The following is a 17,842-nucleotide window of genomic DNA, read 5'->3' as shown; positions in this document are numbered from 1 at the left end:
TCTCAAAGGGCTTTCGGGGCTGGTGAGTTCAGGTGGTAGAAGTCGGTCGCCGTGCCGGCGAGGATCGCCTCGGTCTCGGCGGCGGAGCAGCCGCGGAGCAGGTCCTCGACGGTGGTGGCCCACCGGTTCCAGCCGCCGGCCAGGACACAGACCGGCCAGTCCGAGCCGAACATCAGTCGGTCGGGGCCGAAGGCGGAGAGCAGGACGTCCCACACCGGGCGGATGTCGTCGGTCGTCCACTTCCGGTGGTCGGCCTCCGTGACCAGGCCCGAGACCTTGCAGCGCACCTGAGGACGGTTGGCCAGTCGCCGCAACTCCTTCTCCCAGACCTTGAGTTCGCCCGAGGCGATGGAAGGCTTGCCGGCGTGGTCGAGGACCAGCGGCAGGTCGGGGAGGCGCTCGGCCAGGCGGACCGCCTGGCCGAGCTGGTGGCTCCGGACCAGGAGGTCGTATCCGAGCCCGTGGTCACTGACCGTCCGCAACCCCCGTTCCACGGAGGGGCGTTGCAGCCACTCCGGGTCCGGCTCGTCCTGGACGACGTGTCGTACGGCGCGCAAGTACGAGCCACCGGGGCCCGCGCACAGTTCGTCGAGGATCTCGCTGATGGCGAGACTGGTCAGGTCCACCCAGCCGACGACCGCGCCGACCAAGGGGTCCTTGTCGGCCAGGACGAGCAGGTCGCGGGTCTCCGGTAGGGATGCCACACACTGGACGACCACAGAGCCGGCCAGGTGCCGTCCGGCGATCGACCGGGTCGCGGCCGATCGCAGGTCGTCGGTGTCGAAGGTCCGGCGGATGGGTTCGTGGCCGGGCTCGTCCAGCCAGGGCTGGGGGCGGTGGTCGAGGTTCCACACATGGTGATGGGCGTCCACCACCGGCCGCTTGTCAGACACGGGAGGACCAGACCGGGCCGTCGGGGTACGTGTACTCCTTCAGGGACTCGGCGTGCATCTCCGCGCTCAGACCGGGCAGCGTGGGCGCGAGGTAGTGGCCGTCGGTGATACGCACCGGGTCGACGAAGTGCTCGTGCAGGTGGTCGACGTACTCGATGACACGGTCCTCGACGGTGCCGGACACGGCGACGTAGTCGAACATCGACAGGTGCTGGACCATCTCGCACAGGCCGACCCCGCCCGCGTGGGGGCAGACCGGCACCCCGAACTTCGCGGCGAGCAGCAGGATCGCGAGGTTCTCGTTGACGCCGCCGACCCGGGCCGAGTCGATCTGCACGATGTCCACCGCACCGGCCTGGAGAAGCTGCTTGAAGACGACCCGGTTGGCGATGTGCTCGCCGGTGGCGACCTTGATGGGGGTCAGGGCCCTGCGGACGGCGGCGTGGCCGAGGATGTCGTCGGGGGAGGTGGGCTCCTCGATCCAGTACGGGTCGTAGGGGGCGAGGGCACGCATCCAGTCGATGGCGGGCTGGACGTCCCATCTCTGGTTGGCGTCCACAGCGATGCGGATGGAGTCGCCGACGGTCTCGCGGGCGGTGCGCATCCGCCGTACGTCGTCCTCCAGGGACGCGCCGACCTTCAGCTTGATCTGGGTGAAGCCGTCCGCGACGGCCTCACGGGCGAGGCGGGAGAGCTTCTCGTCGGAGTAGCCGAGCCAGCCGGGGGTGGTGGTGTAGGCGGGGTAACCGCGCTCCAGCAGACGCGTGACGCGCTCCTCGCGGCCCGGTTCGGCGCGGCGCAGGATGTCCCGCGCCTCGTCGGGGGTGAGGGCGTCGGACAGCCAGCGGAAGTCGACCTGGGCGACCAGTTCCTCGGGTGACATCTCGGCGAGGAAACGCCAGACGGGCTTGTCGGCGCGCTTGGCGGCGAGGTCCCAGGCCGCGTTGACGACCGCGCCCGTGGCCATGTGGATGACGCCCTTCTCCGGTCCCAGCCACCGCAGTTGCGGATCGTGGACCAGGGAGCGGGAGAACCCGCCGAGGTCGTCGCAGACCTCGTCGACGGACAGGCCGATCACGTGGGGGGCGAGGGCCGCGATGGCGGCGGCCTGGACGTCGTTGCCGCGGCCGGTGGTGAAGGCCAGGGCGTGGCCCTCCAGTCCGTCGCCGGCGTCGGTGCGCAGGACGACGTAGGCGGCCGAGTAGTCGGGTTCGGGGTTCATCGCGTCCGAACCGTCCAGGTGTTCGGACGTGGGGAAACGTACGTCGAGGACGTCCAGGGCGGTGATGCGGGCGGAGGCGGATTCAGAGGACGACATGGCAACTCCTGTGCGAGCAGGGGGCGAACAGCCCCTGCGACGAGATGGGGGGGGAGGAGGAACGGGGTCCGGTGGCCGCGCCGGCACGGTGTGTCCGTGACGGCCGTCCGGAGTCACTCCTGGACCTTGCCGCCCGTGATACGCGAGAGCATCAGTGCGACCAGGATGATCAGGCCGTTGAGGGCGCCGATCCACTGGGCGGGGACGCCGGCCAGGGTGAGCACGTTCTGGATCATGAAGAGCAGCAGGATGCCGCTGAAGGCACCGAACATGGTGCCCTTGCCACCGTTGAGGCTGATGCCGCCGATGACGGCCGCGGCGAAGACGGTGAAGATGTAGCCGTTGCCCTGGGCGGAGGCGACGGACGCGAGCCGCCCGGACAGCAGCAGTCCGGCGAGGGCGGCGAGCAGGCTGCCGGTGACGATGACGATCCACAGCACCCGGTCGGTGCGGATACCGGCCGCCTTCGCCGCGTCGACGTTGCCGCCGATGGCGTACAGCGAGCGGCCGAAGCTGGTCCAGCCGAGGACGACGACGGCGACGGCGAACAGGGTGAGACAGAGCCAGATGGAGGCGGGCATCCCGAACCACTGGGCCGTGCCCAGGTAGAGCATCGACTCCGGTAGCTGGAAGAAGGTCTGGCCGCCGGAGATGCCGGTCAGGACGCCGCGCAGCACGATCAGCATGCCGAGGGTGACGATGAAGCCGTTCAGGCCGAAGCGGATGATCAGCAGGGCGTTGACCACGCCGATGAGTGCGCCCACGGCGAGGGTGAGGGGGATCGCCCAGGCGCCGGGGAGGAGCCCGAGGCCGTGTCCGGCGCCGGTCGGTACGACCAGCCAGGCCGCGACGCCGGGTGCGAGGCCCATGGTGGACTCCAGCGACAGGTCCATCTTCTTGACGATCAGGATCATCGTCTGGGCGAGGACCAGCAGGGCGATCTCGGACATGGTCTGCAGGACGTTGATGAGGTTGTCGCCCTGCAGGAAGATCGGGTTGACGATCTGGCCGACGATCGCGATGACCACGATCGCGGGGACCAGCGCGAGGTCGCGCAGCCGGGCCAGGGGTATGCGGCCGCCGAGCAGCGCGGTCCCCTTGGCCCCGGGCTCGGTGGCCCTGGGCGTGTCCGCGAGGACGGTTTCAGGCATTGAGGTCCACTCCTTCCATCGCGGCCACGAGGTCGTGGTCGTGCCAGCCGCGGGCGATCTCCGAGGTCACTCGGCCCTGGAACATCACCAGGACCCGGTCGCACATGCGCAGGTCGTCGAGTTCGTCGGAGGCGATGAGCACTCCGGTTCCGCTCTCCGCGGTCTCCTCGACCTTGCCGAGGAGGAACTCCTTGGAGCGCACGTCCACGCCCGCGGTCGGGTTGATCAGGACCAGCAGCCGGGGGTGGTCGGCGAGGGCGCGGGCCATGACGACCTTCTGCTGGTTGCCCCCGGACAGGGAGGAGACGGGCAGCTCGGGGCCGGGTGTCTTGATCGCCAGGTTCTCGATCAGTCCCTCGGCGAGCCGGTCCCGGGTGCGGCCGCTGAGGAACCCGTTGTGTCCGAGTCGGTGGGGTACGGACAGCGTGGCGTTGTCCGCGATCGACATGTCGGGGACGAAGCCCTGGTGGTGCCGGTCCTGGGGCACGAACCCGGCGCCCGCGGCGAGCGCGGCGGGGACGCTTCCCGGCCGGGGACGCGTTCCGGCGATCTCGACCCGGCCGCCGTCGGCGGCCCGCAGCCCCACGACGGTCTCGGCGACCTCGGTGCGGCCGCTGCCGGCCGCCCCCGCGAGGCCGACGATCTCCCCGGCGCCCACCCGGAAGGTGACGCCGCCGTAGGTGTCGCCGTTCAGGTCGCTGATGTTCAGGGCCGCCGTCGCGGCGGAGTTCAGCGAACTCGCCCGTTCCTGACGGTGGCCGGCCGCCGCCTCGCCGGTCATGGCGGCGACGAGTTCGGTGCGGGGGAGTTCGGTGACCGGCGCGGTCAGGATGTGCCGGGCGTCCCGGAACACCGTCACCATGTCGCAGATCTCGTAGATCTCCTGGATGTGGTGACTGATGAACAGGAAGGTCACGCCCTGGCGCTGCAGGTCGCGGATGCGGTCGAAGAGCCGGTTGATCGCCGCACCGTCGAGCTGGGCGGTCGGCTCGTCGAGGATGATGAAGCGGGCGCCGAAGGACAGTGCGCGGGCGATCTCGACGAACTGCCGCTGCTCCACGCTGAGATCGCCGGCCGGTGACTGCGGATCCACGTCCACCGACCACGTCGACAGCAGTTCCTGAGCCCGGCCACGTACCCCCTGCCAGCTGATCAGCCGGTGCCGGCCGTGATCGTGGCGGTTGAGGAAGAGGTTCTCGGCGACGGTCAGCGTGGGGATGATCGTCGACTTCTGGTAGACGCAGGCCACCCGCTGCCGCCAGGCGTCGCGGTCCGACAGTCGGGGGGCCGGGGCCCCGCCGAACGTGACCGTTCCCTCATCAGGGGCCTGAAGTCCGGTGAGGACGGACACCAGCGTCGACTTGCCGGCCCCGTTGCGGCCGACGAGCGCGTGGGTCTCGCCGGGCCTGATGGTGATCCGGGCGCCGTTCAGGGCCACCGTCGGACCGAATCGTTTGACTATGCCCGTCGCCTCGACGACGGCCGGGCCCGCCGGCGCCCGTCCGTCGTCCGCCGGGGCGGGCGCGGGGGTGACTGTTCGCTCCCCGTCGCTCATCTCAACCGCCTTGTTTTCGTGAGCCGTCGCGTCGTCAGGCGATCCGTCAGCCGAGGTTGTTGCCCCACAGGGACGTGTCGTCGCTCTTCAGGCTGGGCACACCGCCGTAGGTGCCGCCGTCGGCGGTGACGAGCGGGGCGGAGAGCTGGTCCTCCAGCAGTCCCTCGCGGACCTGGACGATGGTGCTGCCGTGGTCGGTCTTGCCGGGCTTGAACGTCTTCCCGTCGATCGCGGCCTTCAGGTAGTACAGGGCGTACTTGGCGTAGAGGTCCGCCGGCTGGGAGACGGTGGCGTCGATCTTCCCCTCCGCGATCGACTTGAGCTCCTCGGGGATGCCGTCGTTGGACACGACGAACACGTGCTTCTTGTCCTTCGGGTCGACCAGCAGGCCCTTCTGCTTGAGGACCTGGAGGGTGCCGGACAGGGCGAAGCTGGACTGCATGTAGATGCCCTTGATGTCCGGGTTGGCGGTGAGGTCCGTCTGGAGCTTCTGTGCGGCGACGGCGCCGTCCCAGTTGGTGGCCTCACCGAACACCTTGATGTCCGGGTAGTCCTTCTTCATGCACTCGTTGAACGCATCGGTTCGGTCACGGCCGTTGATGGAGTCGAGGCCGCCCTGGAGCATGACGACCTTGCCCTTGCCGCCCAGCTTGGTGCCGAGGTACTGGCACGCCTTCTCGCCGTACGCGCGGTTGTCGGCGCGTACGACCATGTAGACGTTGCCGCTGTCGGGGCGGGTGTCGACGGTGACGACGGGGATCTTCTTGGCCTCCAGCTGCGCCAGCGTCGGGGCGATGGCGGCGGTGTCCTGAGGGGCCATCGCGAGGCCCTTGACGCCCTGGCTGATGAAAGTCTGCGCGTTGGCGGTCAGCTTCGCGACGTCGTTCTGCGAGTTGGTGGTCTTGAGGGAGAGGCCGAGTTCCTTGGCGTACTCCGGCGTGTACTTGATGTACGAGTTCCAGAAGTCGGTGTCGGAACGCGGGTAGTCGACGCCGATCAGCGGTTTGTCGCTGCTCGACGCGGTGGTGCTGCCGGAGCCGCCGCAGGCGGTGAGCAGGGCCAGGGCGGAGAGGGCGGAGGCGGCGGAACAGAGGGCGGTTCTGACTCTCATCGGTGTGTCCTCACGCTGGTCCCGTAGCGGGAGAGGTTTCGCATGGGCGACGACTGTGTGGCGCCGCCGAGGAGACATGGGATGTATATATAGGCCGCGATCGCGGGACTGTCCAGCCCTTAGTCTGTTTTGCCTGTTGATCCCGATTTAAAGTGCACTTCCACATCAGGAGTGACCTGCGGGAGATCAAATCCATCCCATCAATTATGGCCGGTCTGTGATGCGACTTGACCGGATGGGAATGGTGGGACATCCCATGTCTAGTGCGGTTAAATGTGGCAAACAAGATGATAAGCCCCAAAAAATCTTGCTCCACGGGGCTTTCATCCCTGCACACCCGTTGACATCCCGTGGGCACTGAGTGACCCTCGTGCCAGACCGCGCCGAGCACGTACACGCCCGACGCCACCGACCGGTGGACACGGCACCCGCGACCGTGACCGGAGGACGCGACTGCGTCGAGGTCCTGGCGGCCTTCCGCTGGGAGCAGTCCGGGTGGCGACCGCCGGGTGGGTCGGGCCCGGTCTGCCTGTCCGGCGAGGCTGGATCCCGATGTCCGGCGGCTTCCGGGATCCAGGGTCGAGCCGTGCCCGCGAAGACGGTCATTGCTTCCCGACCGACTGCCCGACCTGTGCGAGACCTCCGCTCGCCGACCTGCCCGTCACACCGGCCGGACGCCTGCCACAACGGCCACCCGGTGCGCGTGCGTTCCGGATGGTCGGGCAGGGGAGAATGAGGACCGTACTCAGCGGTCGAGCGGAGGAGCGGGGAAATGCAGGACGCGCGTGCGGGCCAGGTCGCCGGGCCCGAGGACCTCATCGATGTGGCCCGCCTGGTCACGGCGTACTACGCGTTGCACCCCGACCCGGCCGAGCCGGGGCAGCGGGTGGCGTTCGGTACCTCGGGGCACCGCGGCTCGTCCTTCGCGGCGGCGTTCAACGAGGACCACATCGCGGCCACCAGTCAGGCCATCTGTGAGTACCGCACCGCCCAGGGCACCGACGGCCCTCTCTTCCTCGGCGCCGACACCCACGCCCTGTCCGAGCCCGCGCGGATCACGGCACTGGAGGTGTTCGCCGCCAACGACGTGAGCGTCCTCATCGACCAGACCGACGGCTACACGCCCACCCCGGCGGTCTCGCACGCCATCCTCACCCACAATCGAGGTCGTACGTCCGGCCTCGCCGACGGCGTGGTGGTCACCCCCTCGCACAACCCGCCCGCCGACGGCGGCTTCAAGTACAACCCGCCGAGCGGCGGACCGGCAGGTTCCGATGCGACCTCCTGGATCCAGGACCGCGCCAACGAGATCATCACGGCCGGCCTGAAGGACGTACGGCGCATCCCGTACACCCGCGCCCTGGCCGCGCCCGGCACCGGCCGCCACGACTTCCTCGGCGCCTATGTGGCCGACCTGCCCAACGTGCTGGACCTGGAAGCGATCCGGTCCGCCGGTGTCCGCATCGGCGCCGATCCGCTGGGCGGCGCGTCGGTCGCCTACTGGGGCCGGATCGCCGAACAGCACCGGCTCGACCTGACGGTGGTGAACCCGCTCACCGACCCCACCTGGCGCTTCATGACGCTGGACTGGGACGGCAAGATCCGCATGGACTGCTCCTCGCCGTACGCCATGGCCTCGCTCATCGAGCAGCGCGACCGGTTCGACATCGCCACCGGCAACGACGCCGACGCCGACCGCCACGGCATCGTCACGCCGGACGGGGGCCTGATGAACCCCAACCACTATCTGGCCGTGGCGATCTCGTACCTGTTCTCGCACCGGGAGCGGTGGCCCGCGGGCGCCGGGATCGGCAAGACCCTGGTGTCGTCCGGCATGATCGACCGGGTCGCGGCGGATGTCGGCCGGCAGTTGGTCGAAGTCCCGGTCGGATTCAAGTGGTTCGTGGACGGCCTGTCCGACGGAACGCTCGGCTTCGGCGGCGAGGAATCGGCCGGCGCGTCCTTCCTGCGCCGAGACGGCTCGGTGTGGACCACCGACAAGGACGGCATCATCCTGGCCCTGCTCGCCTCCGAGATCACGGCGGTCACGGGCAGGACCCCGTCGCAACACTACGCGCAGCTCACCGACCGCTTCGGTGCCCCCGCCTACGCGCGCGTCGACGCCCCCGCCTCCCGCGAGGAGAAGGCGCTGCTCGCCAAGCTCTCCCCGCGCCAGGTCACCGCCGACACCCTTGCCGGTGAGCCGGTCACCACGGTCCTCACCGAGGCCCCGGGCAACGGCGCCGCCCTCGGCGGCATCAAGGTCGTCACCGACAACGCCTGGTTCGCGGCCCGCCCTTCGGGCACCGAGGACGTCTACAAGATCTATGCGGAGTCGTTCCTCGGCCCGGACCACCTGAGCCGGATCCAGGAGGAGGCCAAGTCCGTGGTGCTCGCGGCGCTGGGAGCCTGACGCGGACGAGGCCGTCGGCCCGAGTGCCATCGCCCTTGAGACGTGGCCCGTCCCCGACGGCGGCCATGGCCCGGCCCTGTCGACAGGGCCGGGCTGCCCGAAACGGTCCGACGGCCGATGGCGACGCCCGTGGGTGAACCGTGTAACCGTTCGGGACGTACTCCTCATCGATGCCGCGTGACCGCGACCATCCGGCTCGGGCGTTGAGCGCGGAACCGCGGTCGGCCGTATCGACCGTACGGAAGCAGGGAGGGGACCGGATTCATGGATGGTGCTCCCGTGGTGGAAGCTCCGTTTCGCGGAGGAGAGCGCGTGATGCCCGGAGAGGACTTCGTCTTCAAGTACTCCGAGCCCATGGAATTCGAGCGTTCCGATCCCATGGAGGAGGAACACGCGGGCGCGGCGCCTTCGGCCGGTGAGCTGCTGACGCTGCACGGCCGATCCGTCCTGGACTACGCGGCGCTCTGCACGGAGCCGAGCCGGGGCGCCGCGGAGCGGCTGGCCGGGCAGGCCTTCCGGAACATCTATGAGGACGCGGCGTCGCATGCCGCCGCCGACTTCCCGTGGCGGCCGCGGCTGCTCGCGGCGGTCCATGCGGCCGCGCGGGAGTGGAACGCGGACGACAGGCGTTCGTCCCTCCACCCGGACCTGCGCGACGGCCCGACCGGCGACGTGGGCCGGGCGGTGTCCGGCACGGACCGCGGGAGCGGTGCCAGAAGCCTGGTCCTGCGCGCTTTACGGAACCTGCCGGACCGCGCTCAGGTACTGCTGTGGCACACCGTGGTCGAGGCCGAGGGCATCGAGGCGGTGGCACCCCTGCTCGAGGCCGAACCCTCCCTGCTGAATCCCGAGCGCGCCCGGACGCTGCTGCGCGACGAGTGCGTGCGGGTCCACCTCGACCTCGCGCCCGACGAGCGCTGCCGCCGCCTCAACCGGCTCATCGACGTCCACGCCCGCCGAGGATCCGACGAGATGATGGCGGAGGTGCGAGATCACCTCGACGGGTGCGCCTACTGCGGGGCTGCGGTGGACCAGCTGGACCAGTCCCCGGACCGGCTGCCCGCGCTGCTCGCGGAGGCCGTGCTGGGATTTCGTGCGGCGGACTACCTCGCGTCCCGGCCCGCCCGCCGGGCGATCGCGTCGGCCCGCGCGCGTTCGGAGCCCGCCCCACAGCCCGCGGACGCGGAGACCCGGCCGACGTCCACGGGCGATCCCGAACAGCGGCGCCGCCGCCGGCCGCTGCTGATCGCCGTGGGTGTGGTGCTGTGCGGGGTGATCGCGGCGTCTCCCATGGCCCTCAGCGGAACCGAGGACGACAGCGAGGCGGTGGGCAGTTCGGTGCCCGGGCCGACCGGGAGCCCGTCCGGCTCTGCCGCGCCGTCCGCCGCCCCGTCCGCCGCTCCCGGCTCGCCCAGCGCGTCTTCGGCCCCCGGTGCCGACGAGGGCCTGGTCACGCGGCTGCGCAACGTGAGGACGGGGCTGTGCCTCGACCTGCGCGCCGCGGCGGAGGTGGTGGGCGCCCCCGCGGTGACGGCGCGGTGCGCGGAATCGGCAACGCAGATGTGGCTGTTGGAAGAAGGGGGACGACTGCGGAACCAGGCGGCCCCCGAACTGTGTCTGAACGCCGAACCGCAGGGCACCGTCGCCCTGCGACCGTGCACCGATCCGCAGGGCGCGGAAGGAGAGGAGTCCGGCGACACGCGGTACGACCTTGCGGCCGACGGCCTCCTCACCCTTGTCGCCGAGCCCGGAGTCGCCGTGACGCCCGTTCGCCGGGCCGAGGGGGCGGTCATCCTCCTGGAGCCCGTCCCGCAGGACCGGCTCCGCAGGTCGCAGCGTTGGACCACCGACGAGGGGGCTGCCGGCGTCACCTTGCGAGAACGGTGACCTCGCGGCTGTAGAGGACGAACGATCGGGACGGGTCGTGGAAACCTCCGGCCTTGGCGGAATGCTCCCGCAATGACCACTCGTAGGCGGGGAAGTGGGCCAGTGCGTCGTCCGCGGAGTCGCAGTACAGGGCGGCGACTCCTTCGTACACATGCTGGTCCCGACCGCCGAAATGGCTCAGGAGCTGCTCGGCGCCCGGTACTTGGCGGTGCTGGACGCAACCGTGCAACGCCTTGGCGTGCGGCGCTTCCTGTCCCAGCATCGTTGAAATGGGCGCCGTCGGGGCCGACGACCTCGCGCGAGTACGGGTCGGACATCGTGGCGGCCGGCGCCTCCATGCTCTCGAAGTGCAGCTCGGTGACGGAGTCCCGGCCGAAGTCGGTCAGGTGGGTCGGGTCCCGATCGGTGCCGAACGCTGCGTCGAACACGTGGTTCTGGATGTATCGCCCGATGCGAAGTGGGTTCGCTGTGGCCAAGGATCCGTGCACATGCTGCAGGTAGTGCAGGTAGTGCAGGAACGCCTGGTGGGTCATTCCCGGCTTGCGGCGGATGGCGGCGATCAGGTTCAGCACGCTTCTCCAGGGCTGTGTGACGGAGGTGAGTGTCAGAGGTGTGTGCGACAGAGGTGTGTGACAGAGGCGATCGGCATCGCGGGGGAGGGGAGCAGCTCCGCGATGCCGATCTCGTGTGTGGTTCTTGGAGTGGGTCCAGCAGGTCAGCCCGCCAGTTGCTCGATCGGTTCCGGGGAGGCCGCCGTCCGGCGCAGACGGGCGGAGCGGGCGAGTCCGGCGGCGCCGACCGCAGCGGCGGCGGCGAGGACACCCATGGCGTTCGCCGTGCTGCCGACGGCGGGGGTGACGGCGAGGACCACGAGCGGGCAGATGAACTGGCCCAGGAAGAAGAAGCCGGTCCACAGGCCGGTGCCGCGGCCGCGGTCGGCGTAGTCGAGCTTGGACATCGCCAGCGTGAGCAGGCTCGGCAGCATGATTCCGCCGCCGAACAAGGTGATCATGCCGCCGATGGTGAGGACGACGGCGTTGGGGGCGAGCCAGATCACCCCGAGGCCGAGGGCACACAGGCCGAAGGCGATGGGCAGCCAGGCCTGTTGACTGCGGCCGGACCTGGTGAAGACGACGGCGCCGATCACGACTGCCGCGTTGCAGATGGCGATGGCCAGTCCGATCATGCCCGAGTCGGTCACGCCCCTGTCGTCCAGGAGGAAGGACAGCTCGACCTGCACGGTGTAGAAGAGGACGGCGCCGAAGAGGGTCAGCGCGCACGTCCCGGCCAGGGGCCGCCAGGGGAAGGGCCGCTTGACCGGCGCTGCGGTGGTGGCGGACTCGTCCGTGCGGTCGGCCGGCCCGGGCTTGGGCAGGAAGGCGGCCATGGCGGGGGCGAGGAGCAGGGCCACGGCGTAGGCCCAGAACGGTGTGCGCCAGCCGGCCGACCCGGCGGCGCCGCCCAGGAGGATGAAGGCCGTCGCGGAGATCGCGGCGCACATCGTCTGCAGGGCGAGATAGCGGTCGCGTTGCTTGCCGGAGTAGTAGTCGGCGATCAGAGTGGTGCAGCAGGTCATGATGGCGGCCTCGACGACGCCGACGAGGGCGCGGCTGGCGACGATCGCGCCGAGGGAGTCCAGCCACAGCGGGGCGGTGCCGAGGAACGCGTACAGCACGGTGGCGATGACGAGCAGGCGTTTGCGGCCGACCTTGTCGACGATGACGCCGGCGAAGGGGGCCAGCAGGGCCAGGGAAAGAGCCGGGACGGTCAGGGCCATCGGGACCAGCGCGTCCACGCCCGCCACGTCGGCGAAGTGGTCCTGCATCTGCGGCAGGACGGGAGCGATGAGGACGGCGCCGAGGATGGGCAGACAGCTGCCCGCCATCAGCAGCGTGATGCGAAGCCGGTGACCGGGGCCGGACACGGCCTCCTCGGAGGGGTGGCCCTCGACGGCTGCGGGTGACGGGGACGGGGGCACGGGTGCAGGCATGCGGGAACTCCACCGGGCGTAGTGGGAACGGTGATGGGGAGGCGCGGCCACGTGGGTGGGCCGCCCGGAGCGCGGAGCCGGGGCGGAGCGTGGGGCGCCGCTGACTGCCGTGGCGTCGCGAAGGGCCCGGTTGCCGGGCGCCTGCGCCGGCCCGGCAGCGGTGGGTGGTGCGGCTCCGGTGCCGGGTTGAGACGACTATGGGGTACCGCGCAGGTCCTGCCTAGCCCTTGCCCGATCGAGATCGAGGATGCCGATCATCCATGTCATGGATGCTGTGGGGTCGACGCACCGATCTGCTCCTTCAGCCGGACGTGGGCCTCGTCCTCGCTGCTGCGGCGATACGGCCGGGCACGGACGAGGTCAGCTCCGCTCCCACGCGGGCGGCGGTCTCGCGCAGCCAGATGTGGGCGGCGTCGTGGGTGTGGACGGGGTGCCACCACAGTGCTTCCTGCAGCGGCACGGCCTCGTAGGGCGGTGCCATGATGCGTACGGCGGCCACCCCGCTCAGCTGCTCGGCCAGGCGCTGTTGCACCAGGGCGATCCGGTGGGTGCCGGCGACCAGGAAGGGGAGGGCCTGGAAGCTGTCGACGAAGACCTCGACGTGGGGGTCGATGCCCAGCATGCTCAGCTGCCGGGCGGCCGGGGCGTCGTAGGTGCGCTGGTAGATGACCCAGGGCAGCCGTGCCAGGTCGTCCATGGTCAGCCGGTCGCCGACCTCGTCATTGGTCTCGGCGACGAGGAAGGCCCACCGGTCGGTGAACAGCTCGACGGCGGGGAATCCGCTGATGACACCGTGCGGCATCAGCAGGCCGTCAGCCGTGCTGAGCAGCGTCGCGGTGTCCTCGGTGACATCGGGCGGCGTCCGCTGGAAGCGCAGCCGTACACCCGGTGCCTCGGCGTGCACCGTACGGGCGAGTTCGGCACCGAACACGGCCACGGCGTAGTCCGAGGAGAGCAGGGTGAACTCGTGCTCCTCGCTGCCCGGCAGGAATTCGGCCCGGCTGCTGAAGACCCGATCCAGCAGGTCGCAGGCGGTGGCCGTGCGATCGAGCAGGGCGAGGCCGAGAGCGGTCAGCTCGTACTGTCCGCCGACGCGGGAGAGCAGCTCGTCATCGAAGTGGCGGCGCAGACGAGCCAGGGCCGCGCTCATCGCGGGCTGGCTGAGCCCGATGCGCTGTCCTGCGCGGGTGACGTTGCGTTCCTCCAGCAGAGCCCGGAGGGACAGGACGAGATTCAGATCCAGGCCGGACAGGGACACGACGCCTCCAGTTCGAGGCGGCCAGAGGCAGCCCTATTCACGCGACGGATGATCAACATCAAAAGAATCGATTTCCCAGATTAGGTGGGGCGGCGCCAGATTAGTCGCACCGCAATCTGGAGGACACGCCCGTGAAACCCGCTGCCCCTTTCGCGCCCTTCGCCGGCTCATTCGCCCTCGGCACGCTCTCAACCCCTGACCAGGCACCTTTCCCCGGCCTGGTGGTCCCCGAAAGGCGCGTGCTGGACCTTCGTACGGCCCTCGAAGAGCCCGCCCTGACGACCCGGGGGATCCTCGAACGCTGGGACGAGGAGCTGCCTCGCCTGCGGGCCCTGGCGGCGGACGCGACCGGTGACGCCTGGCAACCGCTCGACGGGCTGCATGTGCACGCACCCGTCGAGCCCCGCCAGATCTTCCAGTCCGGCGCCAACTACCGGCAGCACGTCATCGACCTGGAGGTCGCCCACCGCTCGCCCGACGATCCCCGCACGGTCGAGGAGGCACGGGCGGAGATCGCCGCGGTCATGGACCGCAGGGCGGCCGAGGACCTGCCGTACGTGTTCATCGGTCTGCCGAGCGCGATCACGGGACCGTACGACGATGTCTGCCTGCCTTCCTGGGCCGAACAGCCGGACTGGGAGCTGGAGTTGGCGGCCGTGATCTCCCGGCCCGCCTACCGGGTGTCCGTCGAGGAGGCCATGGACCACGTCGCCGGGTACACGATCGCCAACGACCTGACCGACCGCGCCACCGTCTTCCGGCGGGATATGAAGGCGATCGGCACCGACTGGCTGCGCAGCAAGAACGCGCCCGGGTTCACCCCGCTCGGCCCGTGGATCGTGCCCACCGGCTCGGTCGCGGACCCCGGCGATCTGCGGGTCACACTGAAGCTGAACGGCGAGACCATGCAGGACGAGTCCACCAAGGACATGCTCTTCGGCGTCGCGCGGATCGTGTCGTACGCCTCACGGACGGCCCGGCTCCTCCCCGGTGACCTCGTGTTGACGGGTTCCCCGGCCGGCAACGGCATGCACTGGGGACGGCTGCTGCAGGCCGGCGACGTGATGGACGGCTCGATCACCGGGCTGGGCGCCCAGCGCACCCGATGTGTCGCGGAGGAGGCCTTGTGATCCGGGACCGGCACGACCCCGAGGGCGCGATCGCCGAGTCCGCCAAGGCCTGCTCGAACTGGGGGCGTTGGGGTGAGGACGACGTGCTCGGCACCCTCAACCTCCTCGACGAGGCCAAGCGGCGGGAGGGCGCTGCTCTCGTGCGGCGGGGCGTGAGTTTCTCGCTCTCGCAGAGCTTCGACATGAACGGCCCGCAGAAGGGCTGGCGGCGCCGCACCAACCCGGTGCACACCATGCTGGACACCGGCACGGACGCGGCCCTCGGCAACCAGGGCTTCCCGCACGGCATCGGCGGCGCCGACGACGTGATCGCGATGCCGTTGCAGTGCTCCACCCAGTGGGACGGGCTCGGCCACATCTTCGACCACGGCAGGGCCTGGAACGGGCGGCGGGCCGAGAAGGTCGTCACCTCCGACGGCGACCTGGTCACCGGCATCGAGCACATGGCACCGTACGTCGCCGGACGCGGGGTGCTGCTGGACGTGGGCCGGGTGGTGGGCACGGACGGGGAGCTGCCCGACGGGTTCGCCATCACCGAGGAGCACCTGACCGCCACCGCCGGGGCCCACGGGGTGAGCGTCGGCCGCGGCGACATCGTCGTCGTACGGACCGGACGGCTGGCCCGCGCCCGCCGTGAGGGCTGGGGCGACTACGCGGGCGGCGCGGCACCCGGCCTGTCCTTCACCACGGCCGGCTGGCTGCACCGCACCGAGATCGCGGCGATCGCCACCGACACCTGGGGCTTCGAGGTCCGCCCGAACGAGTTCGAGCACGCCTTCCAGCCGCTGCACCAGGTCGCGATCCCCCACATAGGTCTGCTCATCGGCGAGATGTGGGACCCCGACGCGCTCGCGGACGACTGCGCGCACGACGGCGTGTACGAGTTCTGGCTCACCGCAGCACCCCTGCCCATCACCGGAGCCGTGGGCTCGCCGGTCAACCCGATAGCCGTCAAGTGAGCGGCGGAACAAGGGAGTTCCCCATGACCAGGACAACCGACGCCCGCAGAGTCCTCGTGATCGGGGGCGGCGCCTCCGGCAACGCCGTGACCGTCCTGCTCCGCAGTGCCGGTCTCACCGTCGACCTGATCGAGGCGAGACCCGACTGGAACGCCACCACCGGCTCCGGCATCACCCTCCAGGGCAACGCCCTGCGTGTCCTGCGCGAACTCGGCGTCTGGGAGAAGGTGCAGGCGTCCGGGTTCGCCTTCGGTTCGCTCGGCGTCACCGCCCCCGACGGCACCCTGCTGCACGAGGCCGAGGACCTGAAGACCGGCGGCGACGACCTGCCCGCCACCCTCGGCCTGCGACGCCCCCAACTGCAGCAGATCCTCATCGACGCGGTCCGCGCGTCCGGCGCCACCGTGCGCCTGGGCATCACCGCGGACATCCAGGAACAGGACGCCGACGGCGTCACGGTGCGCTTCAGCGACGACACCACCGGCCACTACGACCTGGTGATCGCGGCCGACGGCCTCCACTCCGCAACCCGCGCCGCGATCGGCATCACCGACAGACCCGAGCCCACCGGCATGGCGATCTGGCGCACCCCCGCCCCGCGCCCCGAGAGCGTCACACGCTCGGACCTCACCTTCGGCGGCCCGGCCTACATCGCCGGCTACACCCCTACCAGCGAGACGACCCTCTACGCGTACGTCGTCGAGGCGTGCCGGGGCGACCGCTCCTCGATCCCGCCCGAGTCGTACGCGGACGAGATGCGGCGCCTCGCGCAGCGTTACGGCGGCGCCTGGACCGAGATCGCCACCCACATCACCGACCCCGCGACAGTCAACTACACCTGGTTCAACCGGTTGCTGGTGGAAGGGTCCTGGCACCGCGGCCGGGTGGTCGTGATCGGCGACGCCGCCCACTGCTGCCCGCCCACCCTGGCCCAGGGCGCGGCCATGTCGCTGGAGGACGCCTCCGTGTTCGCCGAGCTGCTCACCGGCGGACAGGACTGGGGCGACCAACTGTTCCAGGCGTTCTACGAGCGGCGCATCACGCGCGTGCGGACCGTCGTCGAGGCGTCCGTGCAGCTCGGGCAGTGGCAGCTCGACGGCGTACGAGACGCCGACGTACCCGGCCTCATCGGCCGCACGATGACCCTGCTCAAGGAACTGCCGTGACGACACCCACGATCGACGTGCACGCGCACGTCCTGCTGCCCGAGGTGGAAGCCCTGGTGGCCGACCACCCAGGCCTGGTCGAGGCCAGGGCGCTGGACGCCCGCCGCAACGGCCCCGCCGCCCTCGCCGTCAACGGCCCGATGGTGCGCGAGCGCATCCCGAAGCTGACCGACGTCACCGTACGGCTGGCCGCGATGGACGCGCAGGGCGTGGACGTCCAGCTCGTCAGCCCGTCCCCCTCGCACTACCACTACTGGGCGGACGAGGACACGGCCGAGAAGGTGTACCGGCTGGCGGGCGAGGCGACGGCCGCGCACTGTGCCCAGGCACCCGACCGGCTGCACGGGCTCGGCCTCGCACCCCTACAGCACCCGGAGCAGGCTGTCCGCGCCCTCGAACACGCTCTGGAGCAGGGCCTGTTGGGCGTCGAGATCTCCTCCCACGCCCCGGGCCGGGAACTGTCCGACCCGGCGTACGAGCCCTTCTGGGCCCGGGCCGCCGCGACGGGCGCGATCCTCTTCCTGCACCCGTTCGGCTGCACCCTCGACGAGCGCCTGGACCGGTGGTACCTGTCCAACACCGTCGGCCAGCCCACCGAGAACGCCGTCGCCCTCTCCCACCTGATCTTCTCCGGGGTCCTGGACCGCCACCCGGACCTGAAGCTGATCGCCGCACACGGCGGCGGCTACCTCCCCACCCACATCGGCCGCGCCGACCACGCCTGGACCGCCCGCTCCGACGCGGGCGCCGACTGCGCCCACCTGCCCAGCAGCTACCTCAAGCGGCTCTACTTCGACTCCCTCGTCCATGACCGGTACGTGCTGGGGGAGTTGGTCCGAGCCGCAGGCGCCGACCGGGTCCTGCTCGGCTCCGACTTCCCCTTCGACATGGGCACCGAGGACCCCGTCGGCGCCCTGCGTGCGGCCCGCCTGTCCGATGCCGACTTCCACGCCGTACGCGGCGGCAACGCGGCCGCCCTGCTGCGGCTGACCTGACCCCCACACTGGAGGA

14 protein-coding genes and 1 pseudogene are annotated in these 17,842 nt (G+C 70.5%); 6 read left to right on the top strand and 9 right to left on the bottom strand.

What is annotated here, in order from left to right; translation table 11 throughout:
• Window positions 1-2: 2 nt before the first annotated feature.
• From AWZ10_RS40010 to AWZ10_RS39990, 5 genes are all read right to left on the bottom strand, one after another.
• Window positions 3-893, bottom strand: a complete 891-nt coding sequence (locus AWZ10_RS40010) for an amidohydrolase family protein (RefSeq protein WP_060893515.1) — start codon at window positions 891-893, stop codon at window positions 3-5.
• Window positions 886-2,211: an L-fuconate dehydratase gene (locus tag AWZ10_RS40005; protein ID WP_046702586.1), complete on the bottom strand. Its 1,326-nt coding sequence runs from the start codon at window positions 2,209-2,211 to the stop codon at window positions 886-888. The genes AWZ10_RS40010 and AWZ10_RS40005 overlap by 8 nt, the downstream gene beginning before the upstream one ends.
• Window positions 2,212-2,324: 113 nt before the next feature.
• Window positions 2,325-3,362: an ABC transporter permease gene (locus tag AWZ10_RS40000; protein WP_060893514.1), complete on the bottom strand. Its 1,038-nt coding sequence runs from the start codon at window positions 3,360-3,362 to the stop codon at window positions 2,325-2,327.
• The gene (locus AWZ10_RS39995; RefSeq protein ID WP_046702588.1) at window positions 3,355-4,917 is read right to left on the bottom strand and encodes a sugar ABC transporter ATP-binding protein; all 1,563 of its coding nucleotides are present in this window, start codon (window positions 4,915-4,917) and stop codon (window positions 3,355-3,357) included. The genes AWZ10_RS40000 and AWZ10_RS39995 overlap by 8 nt, the downstream gene beginning before the upstream one ends.
• Window positions 4,918-4,963: 46 nt before the next feature.
• Window positions 4,964-6,028, bottom strand: a complete 1,065-nt coding sequence (locus tag AWZ10_RS39990) for a sugar ABC transporter substrate-binding protein (protein WP_046702589.1) — start codon at window positions 6,026-6,028, stop codon at window positions 4,964-4,966.
• Window positions 6,029-6,800: 772 nt separating this feature from the next.
• On the opposite strand from AWZ10_RS39990, the gene pgm reads away from it, so the two are divergent.
• Together pgm and AWZ10_RS39980 are read left to right on the top strand one after the other, a co-directional pair.
• Complete coding sequence (gene pgm / locus AWZ10_RS39985; RefSeq protein WP_060893513.1) at window positions 6,801-8,441, top strand: phosphoglucomutase (alpha-D-glucose-1,6-bisphosphate-dependent); 1,641 nt, start codon at window positions 6,801-6,803, stop codon at window positions 8,439-8,441.
• A gap of 315 nt (window positions 8,442-8,756) precedes the next feature.
• Window positions 8,757-10,328: a ricin-type beta-trefoil lectin domain protein gene (locus AWZ10_RS39980; protein ID WP_046702591.1), complete on the top strand. Its 1,572-nt coding sequence runs from the start codon at window positions 8,757-8,759 to the stop codon at window positions 10,326-10,328.
• Here AWZ10_RS39980 and AWZ10_RS54585 read toward each other — a convergent pair.
• From AWZ10_RS54585 to AWZ10_RS39965, 4 genes and pseudogenes are all read right to left on the bottom strand, one after another.
• Window positions 10,309-10,590 carry an EthD domain-containing protein gene (locus AWZ10_RS54585; protein ID WP_234360923.1) on the bottom strand — a complete coding sequence of 94 codons (282 nt, stop codon included), beginning with the start codon at window positions 10,588-10,590 and terminating at the stop codon, window positions 10,309-10,311. The genes AWZ10_RS39980 and AWZ10_RS54585 overlap by 20 nt on opposite strands.
• A gap of 55 nt (window positions 10,591-10,645) precedes the next feature.
• Window positions 10,646-10,861 (bottom strand): annotated as a pseudogene (locus AWZ10_RS54580) (EthD domain-containing protein); the annotation flags it as partial.
• 182 nt (window positions 10,862-11,043) lie between these two features.
• Window positions 11,044-12,318, bottom strand: coding sequence for an MFS transporter (locus tag AWZ10_RS39970; protein WP_046702592.1), 1,275 nt, complete (start codon window positions 12,316-12,318; stop codon window positions 11,044-11,046).
• Between the two features lie 301 nt (window positions 12,319-12,619).
• Window positions 12,620-13,576: a LysR family transcriptional regulator gene (locus tag AWZ10_RS39965; RefSeq protein WP_046702593.1), complete on the bottom strand. Its 957-nt coding sequence runs from the start codon at window positions 13,574-13,576 to the stop codon at window positions 12,620-12,622.
• Window positions 13,577-13,707: 131 nt separating this feature from the next.
• Between AWZ10_RS39965 and AWZ10_RS39960 the strand changes: the two genes are divergently transcribed.
• The 4 genes from AWZ10_RS39960 to AWZ10_RS39945 are packed head-to-tail and all read left to right on the top strand — an operon-like array spanning window position 13,708 to window position 17,826.
• The gene (locus AWZ10_RS39960; RefSeq protein WP_046702594.1) at window positions 13,708-14,706 is read left to right on the top strand and encodes a fumarylacetoacetate hydrolase family protein; all 999 of its coding nucleotides are present in this window, start codon (window positions 13,708-13,710) and stop codon (window positions 14,704-14,706) included.
• The gene (locus AWZ10_RS39955) at window positions 14,703-15,665 is read left to right on the top strand and encodes a cyclase family protein (protein WP_107417592.1); all 963 of its coding nucleotides are present in this window, start codon (window positions 14,703-14,705) and stop codon (window positions 15,663-15,665) included. The genes AWZ10_RS39960 and AWZ10_RS39955 overlap by 4 nt, the downstream gene beginning before the upstream one ends.
• Window positions 15,666-15,688: 23 nt before the next feature.
• Window positions 15,689-16,831 carry an FAD-dependent oxidoreductase gene (locus tag AWZ10_RS39950; protein WP_046702596.1) on the top strand — a complete coding sequence of 381 codons (1,143 nt, stop codon included), beginning with the start codon at window positions 15,689-15,691 and terminating at the stop codon, window positions 16,829-16,831.
• Window positions 16,828-17,826, top strand: coding sequence for an amidohydrolase family protein (locus AWZ10_RS39945; protein WP_060893511.1), 999 nt, complete (start codon window positions 16,828-16,830; stop codon window positions 17,824-17,826). The genes AWZ10_RS39950 and AWZ10_RS39945 overlap by 4 nt, the downstream gene beginning before the upstream one ends.
• Window positions 17,827-17,842: the final 16 nt, after the last annotated feature.

Source organism: Streptomyces europaeiscabiei (genome assembly GCF_001550375.1).
Classification (GTDB): domain Bacteria; phylum Actinomycetota; class Actinomycetes; order Streptomycetales; family Streptomycetaceae; genus Streptomyces; species Streptomyces europaeiscabiei.
Note: the sequence above shows the minus strand (reverse complement) of the source record. Positions and strands in the feature narration are given on the sequence as shown.